This window comes from Psychrobacter sp. UBA6739, from assembly GCF_002453835.1.
Classification (GTDB): Bacteria; Pseudomonadota; Gammaproteobacteria; order Pseudomonadales; family Moraxellaceae; genus Psychrobacter; species Psychrobacter immobilis_A.
The window spans coordinates 1-17376 of record NZ_DKHR01000023.1; the positions used below are offsets into that span (position 1 = coordinate 1).

The window sequence follows — 17376 nt, forward strand, 5'->3', positions numbered from 1 at the left end:
GGCATCCAAAAAGTGGTCGATGCCCATTCGTAACTGGACGTCTGCTTTGAATCGTTTTATGATTATGTCTGATGACCGTATCAGTAAGCATTTAATCTAAATGGCAGTTACACAGAATCTGGGATGTTCTCGATTAAAAGTTAATCATTGGAAACGAGCTTAGTAGTTATCTTTTAAAGGATAATCATTAGGCTCTATATAACCTTTGTCTTTTTGATAATGAATACGATAAACAAAATCAGTATATACCTTACCTTTTGTCCGCCCATTGATGGTTAGTTCTAAAGGATAAAACCCATTGACTACCCTACTGCTATCAACAGTAAAAGTAGCTTTGACATCATCACACTCTGACATATCGTCTTCGCATTTCCCCGCATTTTCGTTATTAAAATTAATACCTATCCAACTCTGTGTAATACCGCTGCCACTAGGTGTCAATATGACAAGACTATCACTGTAATAACCTTGGTGCGTATCACCATGCTCATTTATAAAGCCCCACGTATTTGTCGCAAACTGTTCTAAATCCCAACCACCTAAACCAAGACCATTACTGCCTGCATTCATAGTAGGATTGGCCGACTCAACTTGCCAGCCTTCACCCTTAGGCTTTAAAACAAACATACCGACTAAACCACTATCGGCATGACCACGTAAAACTTCTTCACCATCTTCATCAAAGCTAACATCACCTGTAATTAATATATATAAGCGTTTACCTTTATCCGTCTCTATGACCTTTTGCCTATCAATATCGATGCAATAGCCCGTCATATAAGGCTCTCTAGTTAAACCATTGACGGAACCAGAAGGGGCAATCGCACCATGACACCCTAATGCTTCATTATAAAGCGGATAGTACGGCTTGAGGATATCCATCACACTATCAGCAGCAGAGGCTGTACCGCATATTAATGTGACTGTAATAAGGAACGCTACTTTTCTTAAGCTGAGTAATCCTAAATTAGATTTGAACATCTTAAATACTTCCTTTGAAGCTCTCAAAATTTTTATCGTTCATTTTTATGAAACACGAATATAGTTATGAATATGAATCAAAAGCTGACATCTTTCATTGGATAATCATTAGGTACTTGATACCCTAATCGGGGCTGATACTTAATAAGATAGACTTGATTTTTATATACCTTATCATCTTCAAAACCGTTTAGCGTAATCTCTAATGGATAAAAACCATTAATTATCGTCTTCTTATCAACGCCTAGCTTAGCCTTTAAAAGTGTACAAGTACTGGCATCAGGATTGCTACAACCTCCTGCTGAACCAGATCCTCCATTAGAATGTTCATACTTGGCTTCTACCCAGCTTCTTCTAATATTACTCTTGTCTGGAGTAAGTAAAATAAAAGCTGACCCTGAATGAACCCAATGCGAGTCACTATGAATATTAATAAATCCCCACTTATCAGGGGCAACTTGTATCAGCTTCCAGTCTTTTAGACCTTTACCAGAAGCACCTGCATTCATCGCTGGATTGGCAGATTCTACTTCCCAGCCTGAACCTCGTGGCTTTAGAACAAACATGCCTACTAGACCAGAAAAGACGTGTGCCCCATAAGCTTGGCTACCGTCTTCATTAAAACCTATGTCGCCAGTTACCGATACATACAATCTTGTGCCTTGTCTAGTTTCTACCTTCAATTGTCTATCAATTTTAATACAGTAACCGTTTTGATAAAGTGTGCCTTCGCCATCTGATGAGCCATCATTAGCCATCATTAGCCATAATACCTCGACACTGCTTTGTCTCATTATAGATGGGATAGTATTCATTCAGAATCTCATTGACGGTTTGCCCTGCATAAGCATTGGTTACACTAAATATAAACGATATAAAAACCAGACATTTAACCCAATGATCATTTTTGTTGCTTACATATTTATTTTTCACTACTAAGTTCTCATAAAAAATATTAACGAACATACGTCAACTTATATAATTTAACAAGCGGTATATCAGCACCCACAAAAAAAACCACCTCAAAAGAGGTGGCTTTTCAAATTCAAACTAATTTCAAACTTACTGCATAACTAAATATTCAAACGCCGATAATGCGGCTTTTGAACCTTCGCCCATCGCAATGTTGATTTGCTTAAACGGCACAGTCGTGACGTCACCACAAGCAAAAATACCTTTACGATCCGTACGGCAGCGCTCATCAATCTCAATCTCACCAAAGCGATTTAAATCGACAAAGCCTTTGACAAACGCAGAGTTCGGTACTAAGCCGATCTGTACAAACACCCCTGCCAAGTCACGCTCATGAGTATCACCTGTGCTGCGATCTTGATAAACGATCGAAGTCACTTTACCATCAGTCGCTTTAATTTCTTGCGTCGCTGCGCCAGTGATAAATTCGATATTGGCTTTCTCTTTGGCTTTGTTAATCAATACCTGATCCGCTTTTAAATCATCCGCGAACTCAAGCACGGTCACATGCTTCACGATACCAGCAAGATCTAATGCCGCTTCGATACCAGAGTTACCACCACCGACGACAGCAATGTCTTTACCCTTAAAGAATGGGCCATCACAGTGCGCACAGAAAGCCACGCCTTTACCGATGTTTTCTTCTTCACCCGGGACACCAAGCTTACGCCACTGAGCACCCGTCGCTAAGATAATACTGCGTGTCTCAAACGTCTCACCCGTGTTTAGATGAATGCGATAGTTTTCATCTTCTGTCTCACTGATTTCTTTGACGCTGACGTGCTCTTTTAAAGTAATATCGTATTCGCGCAAATGCTTTTCAAAGTTCGCTGACAGCTCAGTACCAGTCGTTAAAGGCACAGAAATCAAGTTTTCGATATCCTGCGTGTCTTTCACCTGTCCGCCGATACGATCAGCAACCATCGTCACTTTTAAGCCTTTACGAGCGGTATAAATTGCAGCGGCAACGCCAGCTGGACCTGCACCAATAATCGTCACATCTTGCTGCTCTAACTGCTCAGCATCGTCATCAGCTTCTTCTAACAAGTCAGGAAATTGCTCTTGCAACTTTCCAATCAATTTGGCCGTATCGATGAGACCATTGGCAAACGGTTTACCATTTAAGAATACCGCTGGTACACCTTGGATGTTATTAGCATCAACCTGCTCTTGGAATAGAGCACCATCAATCATCTCGTTGCTAATGCCATCGTTCAATAGTGCAAACTGGTTGAGCGCTTGTACCACTTCTGGGCAACTGTGGCAAGATAGCGACACGTAAGTTTGGAACTGTAGTGGCTTATTAAAACGCTTAATCAGCTTTTGAATACTTTCATCCAATTTTAGTGTATGACCACCGGCTTGCAAAATAGCCAAAATCAGCGAAGTAAACTCATGACCACCGGGGATACCACTAAAAACAATACCCGTATCAGTCAATGCACCATCGACATGACTGACCACTTTAAAGCTAATTGGACTTGGTAAGCTATCATCAGTTGCTGTTGCATCAAAATTGATTTTATCTGTGGTGCCAGCGATTTTAGTCAAAAAATCAATCAACTCAGCACGTTTACTATGTTCGCCACTACCCAATACGAAGGTAATTGGACGAGTCATTTTTTCGCTATAACTTTTGATGGCATCTAATAAACTTTTATCTATCATGTTTGTTCCTCATCATTACTGGATATGTAACGGCAACTGTCATGTTGCTCGTTCACATATAGACTATTTGGTATTAATAATTTTATCTAAAATATTATAGGCCATGAATTTATGCCCTTTGATGTCTCTATTATCATAGGTTCTGAGGGTTTCGGCAAGCTGAGAAACTCAAACCTTATGTTTTATAAAACCAATCATTAATTATTATTTTAAATTAAATTTCAATACACATCTAAATTATTCTCGTGGTAACAAGGCTGTTTTTTCGCTACAATCAAATGAGGTTAATAGGAAAAACTCTTATTTCCCTCGTTGCAGATTGTCTTTTATGCAAGTTTATCAAAGAAGCTTTCTGCTACTATTAGGTCTTATCCATATTGAGCTAAATAGTGTTTTGGCTTAATAAAATCAAGTCTCAAAATCATAGCAATTCATCAAAACAATCTTACGACCATGCGCGGATGCTTACTGCAAACTTGCGCTTCATAACAAGGATGACAACATGAGAAAGACTGATACATGGCAAGATAACAAAGACATTATTGCTGAGCTTAAGCTAAAAGACAGTCATTTTGCGACGATCTTTGATGAGCATACCCAGCTAGATCAGCAGATTAATCAGTTGGATAAAAACTTGGTGACACACACCAGTCGCGATGAAGAAATTGAACTGATGAAACGACGAAAACTGCATTTAAAAGATGAGATTTATAAGATAATTGATAAAAATAAACTACAATCTCATGCTTAGCGCTTCACTTATTATCACGATGCATGAATAAAAACACTTATTGATAAATGACATAAAAAGACCCCATCAACTTATGCTGATGGGGTCTTCATTTATAATGCTGATTTAACTCAAAGTAGGATATACAGCACTACAAATATCTAAAGTATTGAGCAAGTTCGTTAAATCAATAGTTAGATTTTACCAACAAGATCAAGACTTGGTTTTAATGTTTCTTGACCAGCTTCCCAAGCTGCTGGGCAAACTTCGCCATCGTTTTCACGAACATATTGAGCTGCTTTCACTTTACGTAGCATGTCTTTTGCACTACGGCCAATACCACCAGCATGAATCTCAGCAACTTGAATCAAGCCGTCTGGATCAACTAGGAATGTACCGCGTTCAGCCAAACCTGCTTCTTCGATCATGACGTTAAAGCCACGAGTGATACGGCCAGTAGGATCACCGATCATTGGGTATTGTACTTTACCGATCGCTTCTGAAGAATCATGCCATGCTTTATGCGTGAAATGAGTATCCGTAGACACTGAGTATACTTCTACGCCCAAACCTTTAAGCTCGTCATAATGAGCCGCCATGTCTTCAAGCTCAGTTGGGCAAACAAAGGTAAAGTCAGCTGGGTAGAATAAAAAGATTGCCCAGTTGCCTTTTACATCTTCTGAAGTGATGGTTTTGAATTCACCATTAACGTACGCATCAGCTGAAAATTCTGGGATTTCTTGATTGATAATAGACGCCATGATTGGCTCCTTTATAGTTGATTGATAGTTAAGTTGATTAAAATTTCTTGGTATGATTGTTTCTATTAAGCCTTTACTGCTTTGGGCTACCTGACAAACTATACGCGAATTCTATCGTTAATCTAGTTAAAAGTTTTTAATGTGATGTTTTGTTTTATTAAACTTGTTAAACTATTCTCTCTACTTTTTATCATCAGTGCATTATGCGTAAGCCACTATAGAGCATGCGTCAGTCACTATACAGCCGTTAGGTTACGTTAAGATGACATCGAGTTTGGATATCGAATTGTTACACCCAATGAATCAGCATAATATATCACGTTAAAAACCCATTAATAGAGAGGTTTTATGATTACTTTACGTCAACTTGAGTTTGCTTTAGCAGTGGCCAAACACCGTCACTTCAAACGTGCAGCTGAAGACTGTAATATCTCACAATCGGCACTGAGCTTGGGTATTGCCGAGTTAGAAAAGCAACTGGATACGCAGATTTTTGAGCGTAATAATAAGCAAGTATTGATTACCCCTATTGGTGAAGACATTTTAACACGGGCGCAACGAGTTTTTTCTGAAGTCAATGATTTGACCACACGCGCCCATAGCCATCAATCGCCGCTGGCGTATCCGATGACTGTCGGTATCATTCCAACGATTGCGCCTTATCTGCTGCCAAAAGTATTGCCTGCCCTGCGAGCAAATTATCCAGAATTTCGTATGACCATCGTTGAGCAACAAACGGAGCGCTTGCTAGAGCAAGTGCGTTACGGTCATATTGATACGGCTATTATTGCGCTGCCTTATGCAGTCGATGGTTTGCACAGCTTTGAGTTTTGGAGCGAGGATTTCTTTGCCGTATTCCCAAAAGATGATGTGCATGCCAAGCTTGAAACCATCAACGCGGATGAGCTGGCTACCGCCAATCTTATGCTGCTCGGCGAAGGGCATTGCTTGACCGATCAAACCCTTTCTGTTTGTCATTTTGACCGTGCACAGATGAAATCAAGCTTTTCAGACGCCAGTCTAAACACCCTTATACAGATGGCACTTGCCAATATGGGGACGACATTGGTGCCAGAGATGGCGCTCGACCAGCTACATCTGCAGAACCAAAATGCCGTCGCGATACCACTCGCTGAGAAAGGACCGCATCGTCATATTGCTTTTGTCACTCGTTTGAACTATGCCCGTGTCGATGACGTCAACTTATTGGGTAAAGTGTTTAAGCAAGCCTTTGAAGATACCGCTAATAAAGAATAATCTGTTGGTTGTAAATTGCCAGCAGTTATCAAATGAAGGTTAACGATGGACGATTTGTCGCAACTAAATACTGAGCTTGGTACGATTTTCACGTGGCATTTATCCGCTATGAGTAGCCATATCACGCCAGAGCAAGTGAGCATACTTTGGCAGGATATAGCCATGCGTTATAACGAGCCGCAGCGTGCTTATCATAGCTTGCAGCATATTCAGCAGTTGTTTGGGCAGTTCGATCAGGTTAAGGATAATTTGCATGAGCCGCATATCATTGCGTTAGCACTGTCGTATCATGATGTGATATATGAACCGACGCGCTCAGATAATGAGCTTAAAAGTGCAGAATATGCAGTAGAGTCATTAACTGGTTATTTAAGTGCGGAGCAATGCCAACATATCTATGCGCTGATTATGATGACGGCTAGTCATCAAATTGACAAATGGTCAAACGAGGCTAAAGAGAGAGAAAAATACAGCGATGCCGCTTATTTCCTAGATATGGACTTAAGTGTTTTAGGGTCATCTTGGTCGGAGTATGAACACTATGCTCACGCTGTACGCCAAGAGTATACGCATGTCTCAGATGGCGATTATCGCGTCGGACGCATGGCAGTATTAAAAGAATTACTGGCACATCCAACGCTTTATCTGACAGATTATTACTATGCACGGTTAGAAAAACAGGTGCGAAAAAATATTGAGCACGAAATTACGCTTTTACACGCATCTTAATAAACAACTCACTGCCCTGCCGTGCAGGATGCGAATTATAGCTTGGCTCCATGATTTCAATATCAAAACGCTGCTCAAAACGCCGCTGATATTCAGCTTTTGTGCCGCCAAACGGTGGTTCTTCTCGTCCAAAGTCTTTATCAAAGAGCAAACCAATCAGCTTACCATTCGGTTTCAGTAACGCTGCCATCTGCTGCACATACTCGTCACGGCGTGATGGATTTATCGCACAAAAAAACGTCTGCTCAAGCACCCAATCAAACTGATACTGCTCAGGCGATAACTCAAAAAAGTCGGCACAGATTAAATGCTCAACTGGAAAGTTAGGATAACGCTCAGCAAACGCTGCAATCGGCGCTGGGGCAAAATCAACCAAGGTGACATTGGTAAATCCTTGCTCATGTAAATAACCTACTTCGTAAGCATTGCCCGCACCCGGCACCAGAATCGCTTGCTCTTTGGCAGATTCGGGCAGTTGGTCAATATAAGCTTTGAGCGGTGGCGATACCTGTCCCATATCCCAACCGATACTGTCTTGCTCATAACGCTGCTGCCAAAATTCCGCTTGATTGACGTTTTCCATATGACATCCCTGTAGACAAACTTATTATTTAAACGACACGATTTGTATCGTTATTTCTTATCATATCAGGCTTATTAGAGCGTGTCTCATTTTAAAGATGGTGATAAAAATGAGGACAAGCCTTACGATTATGGATATTATTTAGAGAAATCGTTTAATCTAATTTTCCAGTCTTCCCTGCCAGCATATTGTGCCAATGCTGATAATCTGGCATTGCGGTTGCGACCGTTTGCCAAAAGGCACGGCTATGATTGGCATGATGTAAATGACACAGCTCATGGACGATGACGTATTCGGTGCACGCAATAGGATAAGCAGGCAGATACACAGACAACCAAATTCGGCGCGCACGCGTATTACAACTGCCCCAACGCGTATGCATTTTTTTAAGGCGTATCTCATTGGCTGTCGCACCGACAATCGGTTGCCACTTTGCAAATAATGCAGGTATCACTTCAGAAAGATGTTGCCGATAATAGGCAAGTTTTTCATCATGGTTTAAAGTGAACGGTTGCTCTTTACCCCACAATAGCAAAGTACTATCAGCAGTTAAAGCTTGCGCTAAAGCAAGTTGTTGCCGTTTATACTGCTCTAATACTTGCGGATGGTTTGCTATCGCCCATGACACGCGTTTCATCACAGCCTGCGCAGCTTCGGCTGGGCTAATAAATAGTGGTACAGATACCAGTAATTGATGTGGCTTTAAGCGGAAATTGATATTTTTGACCCGCTTTTTGCTGATATGTAGCTCAATACCTGCTTGCGCCAAACAATGTTTAGCGCTGTCTAATAAAATAGACTGATATGCTGGCGGTACATTCATGCTCAGAGCGCTTGCAGATGATTATCAAAGGACATCATATGGCATTGACTGTCTTTAACGATAGCTTGATTTGTAGTGACGATGTCTGAGTTTGATATAGATAAATCATTGACCGTTAATCTGGTCAATTGACCTTGACCATCACTAACGATAAAACCTGATTGCTCATTATTATCTTCTGCTTTTTCAGTATTATTATTAGACAATACTGCTGCCCCTGCACAATCTGGCAGGCTAACATCATCAATCAATGTACGAGTATTTAAATCGTAAATCGCTGCACAACCGCCAATTGGTGTGGTCACGCATAGTAGGTTACGCGCACTATCGACCGCTACACTGGCGATATACTGATGAAAGCGCTGCCATTGATCATTGGGCATAATAAGGGGTTTAAAATCCGTATCACCGCGCTTATGGGTCAATACTAACGGCACATTGATATGCTTTTCGCCTTGAAATTGAATGCCTATCATCACCGTTCCATTGCCATGCATGGCTAGGTGACGCACGCTCATTTGATTGTGCTCAGGCATAATCTGCTCAAGTAAAGCACCAGTATGACGATTAACGTAAACCAATGAAGGACACATGCTGTCTAGATTTAGCTCTTCACGCGACGCTTGCTCGGTTTTGATACCGCCGTTAGCGATCACTAACGTCTCGCCATCAGGATGCATAACCAGCTCGTGCGGTCCGATACCATGCGAGTCATACTCTGCTATTTTCTTATAATTATCGTAAGCATCGTAGATACCGATTTTACCATGCAAACTTATGGTGTCATTCTCGGTCACATACAGCAACTTACCATCTAAGCTATAACAAGCGTGTCCATAAAAATGACGGTTGTTTGCAGCGTTAATAGCGAATTTTACTTGTCCTGTCGCAGTATCAAGCACCCAGAATTTTTCGCTCGGACGGCGCCCCATCACCACGACGTCACGACTGCTATGATTCTTCATCGTACTATCTTGATCACTAAGCACAGGCTGAACGACAATATCATGGACACGTTCAGGCATGGTCGTTTGCCAAACGATTTGTCGATCAGCATCAATACCGACCACACCAAAATCATTGTCAGCACGCTGATCATCATTTGCTAAGGCGCTATTTTTTGGCATAGACGCCACGCCGCTAACCCAACAAATGGGTCGCGTCAATACGGTGGTGGTATGTGCCGCGCTAAAGTCAGCGACACTATGATGGTTGGTATTTTGCCGATCATCTAGCGATAAATGGTAAGCGTGTTGCCATGCAGTAGCGGCTTGCTGACAAGCGTAACTAAACCGTGCTAGCTGGGGTATCGGTGTAGAGGTTAACGACTGCAACTGCGAACGTATGCCTACGACATAATCTTGCAAGCGGGCATCAGGCTGACGCTGCTTGCGATAACGATGATGAATACCGACAAACGCTACGGTACCCATTATAGTAGAAAGCATCGTCAATGCTGATGTTGCCAGCAGCTCATTATTAGAATGCTTATCTTCTGGCTGCGGCTGTGATTTATTTGCTGTCTTAGTATCGATAGAGTGCATTTTTTTAATCGCCATCAGTACTGTTAAAGCCCACACGGATACCCAGCGCCGGAATCAATTGGCGCTTAATAAGACGTGTAATAGTCGTGAGGTGATCATACAGCTCTTGTTGAGTGGCTTTATCGGCGGTCCCTAAGTCTTCTGGCATTTGCGCTAATAATGTGGTGGCATCAGCAAGTGCGGTTGATAAATTATCCGCTACTTCATTTTCATTATTGCTGCCCAAAATAGCGGTCAAAACGGGATCCGTCATTACTTCATTCAATGTCGCCAATTTAGCATTGATAATGGCACGGCTTTGCTCTGCGGTAGCGGCTGGCAAATGACCTTTTGCCTTTCCTGTTAAGCCTAACGGTTGATCGATGGCATTAGACTTCATGGTCTCAACCAACGAGAGTAAAGAATTAAACCATTGATTCAATCCTTGATCGCTGTCAGCCGTTTTATCAATGGCTAATAGATTAGTGGCATTTTGCTGCCAGTTTTTCTCAATATCTTTTAGGCGCGTGCTCAAAGCACTGCTTGCACTAATCACATAAGCACATTGAGCAGCATCCAGACTGTCATTGGCATATAACGCTTCTTCTAATCCTGGCACCCCTTGCACGATGGCACTCTCGTTAGCCAATTGCTCGGCGGTGAGCTTAGGATTGGCAGCGATTAGATCGGCAACGCCACTGTGTACCAGACCGCGCTCATCAGGATAGTAATTGATATATAAATTACTCATGCTGGCGGTCGCTGGACCAAAGTTAATCATCTCAGCGCCTGCCCATGCTTGTGCGAGCACTAGCCATTGATCGCGCAGTGCTTGCAGCTCATCACCGCTGACTGGTGCTTGCTGACAATGCTTTTGTGCCAAATCATGCAATAAATCACTTTGTTTTGCGGCATCCGCATAGGCTGGAATGACAATGTCATTTGCCACATGGGTCAAATAGGTCTTTTCAGTCTCGGCACTAATATCGACAGCGGTAATTTTATCTCCACTACTATCTTTTTCTGCTGCGCTTGTAGATGCCGCACTGTTTTGCGCAACTTTTTGGCTATCTACTTCTGGCGCTTTATTGTCATCAGCCGGTTTGACGCAGCTGATCAGCAAGCCTGCGCTTAAGGCCGATAAGGCCATCGCTAAAGCATGGTTTATTTTCATAAATTTCTCAATATTATTATCAATAATGGTTTAAATTCTAATCTTTACAAGCTCTAGTCTCTAGTCTCTGATTGGGCGGATAACCTTATCAACACTTACTTATTTTCTCAGTTATTGCTCAGTCATTTAGCATAGATAAATGACATTATCTCTATAATGACTGTAAGAACGCATTCAATTCAGAACGACCTTGTTTGTCGAGTTTGAGTACTTTTTGCTGTTGCTTTTGGGCTTCACCGCCGTGCCATAGCACCGCTTCCATTAACGTACGGGCGCGACCATCATGCAAAAATGTCGCTTGTGGATCGACCGTTTGCGCCAGACCAATGCCCCATAAAGCAGGCGTACGCCATTCATAAGAATTAGCTAAAAACTCAACTTGGATATTTTTTGCGGGTAATTTCCCAGCAATCGTGCGATCGGCAAGATCATCACCCATGTCATGTAATAGCAAATCCGTATAAGGATAAATCACTTGTCCATGCTGCTCAAGATGGTCATCGTCGGTTTTTGGCAACTGATATCTTGGTGTATGGCAACTTTGACAACCCATATCATAAAAGCGTTTTTTGCCCGCTAGCACTAGCGTATCGTCAGCATCACGCCGATGCGGTACTGCCAAATTGCGCGTATAAAACTCCACAAAATTAGCCACTTCATCATTGACTTCAACAGGCGGCTTGCCATTGCCTTGCTCATCAGCCCCAGTCGTCGCATTCATACAAGCCGTCTGTGTCGGCATACAGGATTCATGAGGACGTATATTTGAGGTCAAACCCATGTCTTCATTAAAAGCACTTTGGTTTTGAGTAATCAGCTTGGTTTGCCCAGCTTTCCAGCCAAAGCGGCCAAGGGCATGCTTGCCAGTCTGTGGATCCATTACCCAATTGAACTTGCCACTGATATCACCATTCGTACTGTTTTTATTATCAACCGCTTGTTTTTTAATCGCTTCATCCGGTATTTGCTCAAGTAATCCAAGCCCAATCATCGGTAAAGCCACTCGCGGCGACACCATCAAATCATTATCAAATGCCCCATAACCCGGTTTGGTTAAATTAAAGGTGGGCGCACGCAATGTTTCGATATGACCATCTGCAAAAGTAATGGGCTTGTCTGTCCACTGCACCGCAATTCTGGCTTCAGCAGGCACACCTTGGATACCTCGATCTTGTAGCTGACCACCATACATAGGATGAACGACTTTTTCGATAAGTGAGTTTTGCAGTTGCTGACGCTGCTCATCGGTGGTCGCTGGCATCGCAAGGCGAATAAGCAAGCTATCAGCATCGTCATCACTAGTCATAGGTGCATGACCGCGACCGTCCTTGACATGGCACGACTGACAGGCAGCAACATTGAACAATGCGCCCAGACCATCGCGGCTGTCGGTGCTGGCAGGGGCAATCACCCACGGCTGCCGAAAGAACGCATTACCAATAAAGAAATGCCCTTTTCGTGATGCCGTCAAGTTTGATGAAGGTTTAGAGTAACTCTCAGCGCTGCTAATACTGATTCCTGTATCACCACCTTGCTTGACCTCTTGCGGATCAAAGCTTGCTAATTGCTGCATTGGTACGCCAGCGAGCGTTTCGATGGTTTGGAAGCGTTCAGGTGTTAGCGTTGGGTTGTCAGCATTATTAATGGCAGATTTTTCGTTTTCAGAAATATCATCAGACACACTGTTCGTCGGCTGACAAGCACTAAGAGATAGCACGCATAGAATACCAAGCGTTGGCTTTAACAGGGTGGTTTTGCTGACAAAAGACGCATAAAAAGAGGTAGGGGTTTTGGCTTTTACAATATTTGTGGTGTTCATCGTGGTGTTCATAAAGAGTACCTTAGTTCTAATCTAGAACCATTAAAATCGCATGCTATAAAGTGTTTCACTTCTAGTCGATGAGGTACAGCGATGTACTGACCTATCAGGCTATTTTAATATGGTAAAAAAAACACGCTGCCAACGGTAGTCGACAACGTGTGTATTATACCTAAATTATTTTTCCATGAAAATAATTCTCATTAGCTGATAACGACTTGTCAGGCATTATCGATCAATGCTATGTCGGTCAATACTATATCAATCACTGCTATGCTTGCTGTGAAGCCAGTAGATTAGTGAGCAATTAAAACTGCGAACCTGCGTCAGCATCTAAATTGTCAATACCGACCGCTTTTGCCGCATTTTCGATACCAGCTGTCAGCTCTTGTAAGCTAGTGATACTATTTTCAATCCAGCTACGACGGGTATTTTGCTCTTCAGCTGAAATACCTTGTTTACTTACTTGACCAGCGGTGGCAATCATTTGATCAACTTTGATACCTTCTTTTTCACCTTTTTCAACGATCACATTAAAGGCGGCTTCTACCTTAGCAAAGTCAGTCGCCAATTTATCAGCCGCTTCTTTGTTGTTGGTATCGACGAGGTAGTTTTTAACACCATAACCACCAACGCTCTTACCAGCGACTGTCTTATAGTTGCCGTTAAAGACATTTTGGATACCACGGGCATTGTTGGCATAGCTTAGATGGGTCAAATCACTGAAGCATTCGTGCTCATCTTCGGTAGAGCCCGTTACAAACGCAACCTGTATACGCTCAGAAGCAAGCTCACCCAATGCTAAGCTGCCCATCTGATACATGATTTGGCGTAGACCATTATCGTATTTGCGAGCCATCAGGTCGCTACGTAAGGTATTCTCACTCTCAGGCTGCCACTCAGCTTCCATTGCAGTCAAATCATCAACCAATAATTGAGTCGCTGCTTTTAAGAACGCGCCACGACGCTCACATATACCAGCATCTTCATTGACCGTCTCACCGCTGGTACATTGACCCGCTTCAGTTACATAATCAGTCACTGGACGATTGCCTGCACCTTCGCCAACACCGTTGGTATCTTGTCCCCACAGCATAAACTCAATCGCATGATAGCCGGTCGTCACATTGGCTTCACTGCCACCAATCTCATTCATTTCTGCTAACAGCTCAGGAGTGATAGTACTGGTATCTTGTTTGATACTACCGACCGTAATGCTATCGCTATTGATGATATTGTCCTGGCTATTGTATTCACCTTCATAGCCATCACTAACGTAATCAATCAGCGCCTCATCAAGTGGCCAAGCATTTACCTGCCCTTCCCAACCATCGATACTACCGAGTGCTCGTTTATCATTGGCTGTCACAAAGCCTTCATCAAAACGGAAAATCTCAGTTTGCGAATACGGCTGGCGCGCGGCTTTATACGCCGCTTTTGCCGCATCAAGGTTTGCTTGGGTTGGTGTTGTCACATATGTCTCTACTGCTGTTTGCAGGGCTTTAGCAGTATCTAGCGAATCTTTATAAGCAGCATGCGCCATGTTGGCATAGCTGATCATAAGTCTATCGGTATAAGCTTGATCAACCGCTGATAGTTTCGTCGTACCTGCAGCGGTTGTGTCTTGCACCGCTGTTTGCGTATCGGCGGTAGAGTCCGTGTCTTCCTTGGCTTGCTTGGTACAACCCGACACCATTAACAACCCTGCAAGCGCAGCAGCTAAAGTAGTTGGTAAAATCTTACGGCTCGTTACTGTGGTAATCGTCATACATATCCTCAAAAAGTATCGCAAAAGAAAAATGGGCTTTGAATAAAGAGCATTAGGGCATATCCTCATTTTAAATAATGCTGATAAAAATGAGAAAAACAGCGCCCATAATATCAAGATATTGACCAGAATTTGATACTATTAGACAAAATTTAGCTATTTTTGGTCCATTTAGAACAGCCTCAAATGAACTGACAACCTACCCTAGTATCGCCACAATAACAAAGCTTTGTAAATTATAGTGTTATTGATAATCATTATCAATATTTAATTAATATTAATGTAACCATTTAGCTAACGATTGTTTTATAAATAGAAACACCAAAAATATTTTAATATTGATTTAAAGATAACGGAATCCTGATACCTAAAATCATTTTGAATTTGAAATCTAAATATCAGGCATAAAAAAAAGGCCAGTTTATCACTGACCTTGTTTAACACTATAATGACAGCTAGACCATCGTATGAATTAACGTACGTTGTTTGGCGCATTGATGGTTAATTCAACACGGCGGTTTTGCTGACGACCATACTCGCTGCTGTTATCAGCAACTGGACGAGACTCACCATAAGCGACGACATTGATACGGCTAGAAGCCACACCGCGTGCGCTTAAATAGTTGGCTACTGCATAAGCACGATCGCGTGACAGTTTCATGTTATAAGCATCAGAACCTTTGCTATCAGTATGACCAGCAACCGTTATCGTGTTTTGGTTATACTCATTTAGCGTTGATGCAAGCTTATCAAGCGTTGGTCTAAATGATGGGTTTAAAGACGCATCATCAAATGAGAACGTGATGTTGCCTGGCATTACTAGGTCAATATTACCATTCGCATTTGGCGTAACGGTTACACCCGTACCAGCCATTTGCTGCTCAAGCTGCTTGGCTTGACGCTCCATATAGTAACCAACACCAGCACCCAAAGCTGCGCCAATCGCGGCATCACGACCTGTGTTATCACCACCTGTTGCTTTTGAAATTGCACCGCCACCTAAAGCACCTGCCAATGTACCAATGGCAGTTTTGTTCAAGCGTTGTTGTCCAGTGTTTGGATCAGTAGCACAACCGCTAAGAGCTAGACCTGACGCTACTGCTGCAATCATTAATGTATTACGCATAATATTTCCTCTTAAGTTTAAAAAATTATAGACAAACAAAGTGTGCTTTTTATAAATATTTTCTGTTAATTCCATCTACATGCTTAATATATACTCGTCATTATTATGGCAATTACAATCTAATCATGTGTAATATTTTGTCACACCTGTGTATGAGAAGTGCAGAATGATTTAATGAGACTTTCACAGTGATTGGATACGTTTGTGTTCTCACTTTTAACTATCCATTAGCGCAAGGTGTTATCACAAGTCACGTTTACACTCGTACACTCTGAACCGTTTCTGCTAAAATTGTGCAATAAAACTGGCAATGAATCATTTATATACTAATAAGACTGACCGAAAAGGATTTAGCATGCGATTGACATCTACTATTCGAAAAATACACGAACGCAACCCTAAATTAGGCAAAGCCGTTTCACTTGCGACAGCGACTGGGGTTATTGCAGCCAACAGCTTCGGTGGTAGTATTCCCTTATGGTTAATGGGTGTCGGCAAAGTTATCACTGGTGCTCCTATCGCAGACAAAGCGGTCATCAAAATCGCGACTTATTGGATCAGTAGCAACAGTGCCTTGATCGATGACATGTTGCCACGTAAAGATTGGCGCATCAGCTTACCCGATGACGTGCACATCAATGGCAAATATTTGCTGGTCAGCAACCATCAGTCTTGGGTCGATACCAGTATCGTGCAGTACATTAGTGAAAAACGCTTGCCATTGACACGGTTTTTCACCAAATTTGAACTGATTTACATTCCGATTGTGGGTCAAGCCTTTTACTTTTTAGACTTCCCAATGATGCGTCGGCATTCTAAAGAAGCCGTCGCTAAAAATCCTGCTCTACAAGGCAAAGACATCGAAGAAGCCAAACGCGCCTGTGCCCTGTTAAAAGACAAACCTTTTACTTTATTAAATTACTTAGAAGGCACGCGTTTCACCAAAGCCAAACATGCAAAGCAACAATCTCCTTATACGCATTTATTGAAGCCAAGGGCAGGCGGCCTATCTTTAGCCATTAACGCGCTAGGCGAAGACATCGATGGCATGCTAGATATGACCATCGTTTATCCTGATGGTGTGCCAAGTTATAGTGATTTGTGGAAAGGTAACATCAAGCGTTTGGGCGTCGATGTGCGTTATATTGAGATGCCTGATGCATTATTTAACGATATTAAAAATGGTGGTTACGAAAATGATGATGCGGTAAAATCTCAAATGTTTGATTGGGTAGAGCAAATTTGGCAGCAAAAAGATCAGCGTATTACCGATATGTTGGCTGAGTTTGAAACGAACCCTAAAGCTCCGAATGCTTAGAGACATCGTTCACAGAGCAACGGCATACAACAGTGAATTACTTTAAGTCGTTTTAAAACTACGATTGAGCGCTGTTGTTTAAAATGCTAACTGTAAACCCCAACTCATAAATGATAATGCGTAATTATAATGAAAGATGGGTTG

At 42.2% G+C, this 17376-nt stretch carries 15 protein-coding genes; 4 read left to right on the top strand and 11 right to left on the bottom strand.

All coding sequences use genetic code 11. The features are described from left to right. Positions 1-159: 159 nt before the first annotated feature. From B2575_RS05740 to ahpF, 3 genes are all read right to left on the bottom strand, one after another. Positions 160-981, bottom strand: coding sequence for a hypothetical protein (locus B2575_RS05740; protein WP_296240522.1), 822 nt, complete (start codon positions 979-981; stop codon positions 160-162). 77 nt (positions 982-1058) lie between these two features. Continuing rightward, positions 1059-1796, bottom strand: a complete 738-nt coding sequence (locus B2575_RS05745; RefSeq protein ID WP_296240523.1) for a hypothetical protein — start codon at positions 1794-1796, stop codon at positions 1059-1061. A gap of 247 nt (positions 1797-2043) precedes the next feature. Then, a complete protein-coding gene (gene ahpF / locus B2575_RS05750) occupies positions 2044-3621 on the bottom strand; it encodes an alkyl hydroperoxide reductase subunit F (RefSeq protein ID WP_296240525.1) in 1578 nt (525 codons plus the stop codon). Between the two features lie 502 nt (positions 3622-4123). Between ahpF and B2575_RS05755 the strand changes: the two genes are divergently transcribed. Next, on the top strand, positions 4124-4372 hold the full coding sequence (locus B2575_RS05755) for a YdcH family protein (RefSeq protein ID WP_045444089.1): 249 nt from the start codon (positions 4124-4126) through the stop codon (positions 4370-4372). Between the two features lie 173 nt (positions 4373-4545). Here B2575_RS05755 and ahpC read toward each other — a convergent pair whose 3' ends face one another. Next, positions 4546-5112 carry an alkyl hydroperoxide reductase subunit C gene (gene ahpC, locus B2575_RS05760; RefSeq protein ID WP_045453533.1) on the bottom strand — a complete coding sequence of 189 codons (567 nt, stop codon included), beginning with the start codon at positions 5110-5112 and terminating at the stop codon, positions 4546-4548. A gap of 348 nt (positions 5113-5460) precedes the next feature. On the opposite strand from ahpC, the gene B2575_RS05765 reads away from it, so the two are divergent. Then, entirely contained in the window at positions 5461-6369 is a 909-nt protein-coding gene (locus tag B2575_RS05765; protein ID WP_109591797.1) for a hydrogen peroxide-inducible genes activator, read from the top strand. Positions 6370-6414: 45 nt separating this feature from the next. Next, positions 6415-7098: a hypothetical protein gene (locus tag B2575_RS05770; RefSeq protein WP_296240526.1), complete on the top strand. Its 684-nt coding sequence runs from the start codon at positions 6415-6417 to the stop codon at positions 7096-7098. Here the strand turns inward: B2575_RS05770 and B2575_RS05775 are convergent. The 7 genes from B2575_RS05775 to B2575_RS05805 all read right to left on the bottom strand — a co-directional run bounded on the left by B2575_RS05775 (position 7076) and on the right by B2575_RS05805 (position 15914). Further along, complete coding sequence (locus tag B2575_RS05775; protein WP_296240527.1) at positions 7076-7681, bottom strand: methyltransferase domain-containing protein; 606 nt, start codon at positions 7679-7681, stop codon at positions 7076-7078. The genes B2575_RS05770 and B2575_RS05775 overlap by 23 nt on opposite strands. Before the next feature lie 154 nt (positions 7682-7835). Continuing rightward, entirely contained in the window at positions 7836-8504 is a 669-nt protein-coding gene (locus tag B2575_RS05780; RefSeq protein WP_193009014.1) for a M48 family metallopeptidase, read from the bottom strand. Between the two features lie 2 nt (positions 8505-8506). Then, positions 8507-10063: a DUF1513 domain-containing protein gene (locus tag B2575_RS05785; RefSeq protein ID WP_296240529.1), complete on the bottom strand. Its 1557-nt coding sequence runs from the start codon at positions 10061-10063 to the stop codon at positions 8507-8509. Then, positions 10053-11201 carry an imelysin family protein gene (locus tag B2575_RS05790; RefSeq protein WP_296240530.1) on the bottom strand — a complete coding sequence of 383 codons (1149 nt, stop codon included), beginning with the start codon at positions 11199-11201 and terminating at the stop codon, positions 10053-10055. The genes B2575_RS05785 and B2575_RS05790 overlap by 11 nt, the downstream gene beginning before the upstream one ends. Before the next feature lie 151 nt (positions 11202-11352). Beyond that, a complete protein-coding gene (locus B2575_RS05795) occupies positions 11353-13032 on the bottom strand; it encodes a di-heme oxidoredictase family protein (RefSeq protein WP_296240531.1) in 1680 nt (559 codons plus the stop codon). A gap of 295 nt (positions 13033-13327) precedes the next feature. Continuing rightward, positions 13328-14788 (bottom strand): imelysin family protein, encoded by a 1461-nt coding sequence (locus tag B2575_RS05800; protein WP_201582019.1) that lies wholly within the window; start codon positions 14786-14788, stop codon positions 13328-13330. A gap of 472 nt (positions 14789-15260) precedes the next feature. Then, on the bottom strand, positions 15261-15914 hold the full coding sequence (locus tag B2575_RS05805) for an OmpA family protein (RefSeq protein WP_045444070.1): 654 nt from the start codon (positions 15912-15914) through the stop codon (positions 15261-15263). A gap of 355 nt (positions 15915-16269) precedes the next feature. On the opposite strand from B2575_RS05805, the gene B2575_RS05810 reads away from it, so the two are divergent. Next, on the top strand, positions 16270-17232 hold the full coding sequence (locus tag B2575_RS05810) for an acyltransferase (RefSeq protein WP_060491807.1): 963 nt from the start codon (positions 16270-16272) through the stop codon (positions 17230-17232). Positions 17233-17376 lie beyond the last annotated feature (144 nt).

What these genes read in the sequence shown, in the direction of transcription:
- B2575_RS05740 (WP_296240522.1), bottom strand. Translation starts at nt 981, where the DNA reads ATGTTCAAATCTAATTTAGGATTACTCAGCTTAAGAAAAGTAGCGTTC.
- B2575_RS05745 (WP_296240523.1), bottom strand. Translation starts at nt 1,796, where the DNA reads ATGAATACTATCCCATCTATAATGAGACAAAGCAGTGTCGAGGTATTA.
- ahpF (WP_296240525.1), bottom strand. Translation starts at nt 3,621, where the DNA reads ATGATAGATAAAAGTTTATTAGATGCCATCAAAAGTTATAGCGAAAAA.
- B2575_RS05755 (WP_045444089.1), top strand. Translation starts at nt 4,124, where the DNA reads ATGAGAAAGACTGATACATGGCAAGATAACAAAGACATTATTGCTGAG.
- ahpC (WP_045453533.1), bottom strand. Translation starts at nt 5,112, where the DNA reads ATGGCGTCTATTATCAATCAAGAAATCCCAGAATTTTCAGCTGATGCG.
- B2575_RS05765 (WP_109591797.1), top strand. Translation starts at nt 5,461, where the DNA reads ATGATTACTTTACGTCAACTTGAGTTTGCTTTAGCAGTGGCCAAACAC.
- B2575_RS05770 (WP_296240526.1), top strand. Translation starts at nt 6,415, where the DNA reads ATGGACGATTTGTCGCAACTAAATACTGAGCTTGGTACGATTTTCACG.
- B2575_RS05775 (WP_296240527.1), bottom strand. Translation starts at nt 7,681, where the DNA reads ATGGAAAACGTCAATCAAGCGGAATTTTGGCAGCAGCGTTATGAGCAA.
- B2575_RS05780 (WP_193009014.1), bottom strand. Translation starts at nt 8,504, where the DNA reads ATGAATGTACCGCCAGCATATCAGTCTATTTTATTAGACAGCGCTAAA.
- B2575_RS05785 (WP_296240529.1), bottom strand. Translation starts at nt 10,063, where the DNA reads ATGGCGATTAAAAAAATGCACTCTATCGATACTAAGACAGCAAATAAA.
- B2575_RS05790 (WP_296240530.1), bottom strand. Translation starts at nt 11,201, where the DNA reads ATGAAAATAAACCATGCTTTAGCGATGGCCTTATCGGCCTTAAGCGCA.
- B2575_RS05795 (WP_296240531.1), bottom strand. Translation starts at nt 13,032, where the DNA reads ATGAACACCACGATGAACACCACAAATATTGTAAAAGCCAAAACCCCT.
- B2575_RS05800 (WP_201582019.1), bottom strand. Translation starts at nt 14,788, where the DNA reads ATGACGATTACCACAGTAACGAGCCGTAAGATTTTACCAACTACTTTA.
- B2575_RS05805 (WP_045444070.1), bottom strand. Translation starts at nt 15,914, where the DNA reads ATGCGTAATACATTAATGATTGCAGCAGTAGCGTCAGGTCTAGCTCTT.
- B2575_RS05810 (WP_060491807.1), top strand. Translation starts at nt 16,270, where the DNA reads ATGCGATTGACATCTACTATTCGAAAAATACACGAACGCAACCCTAAA.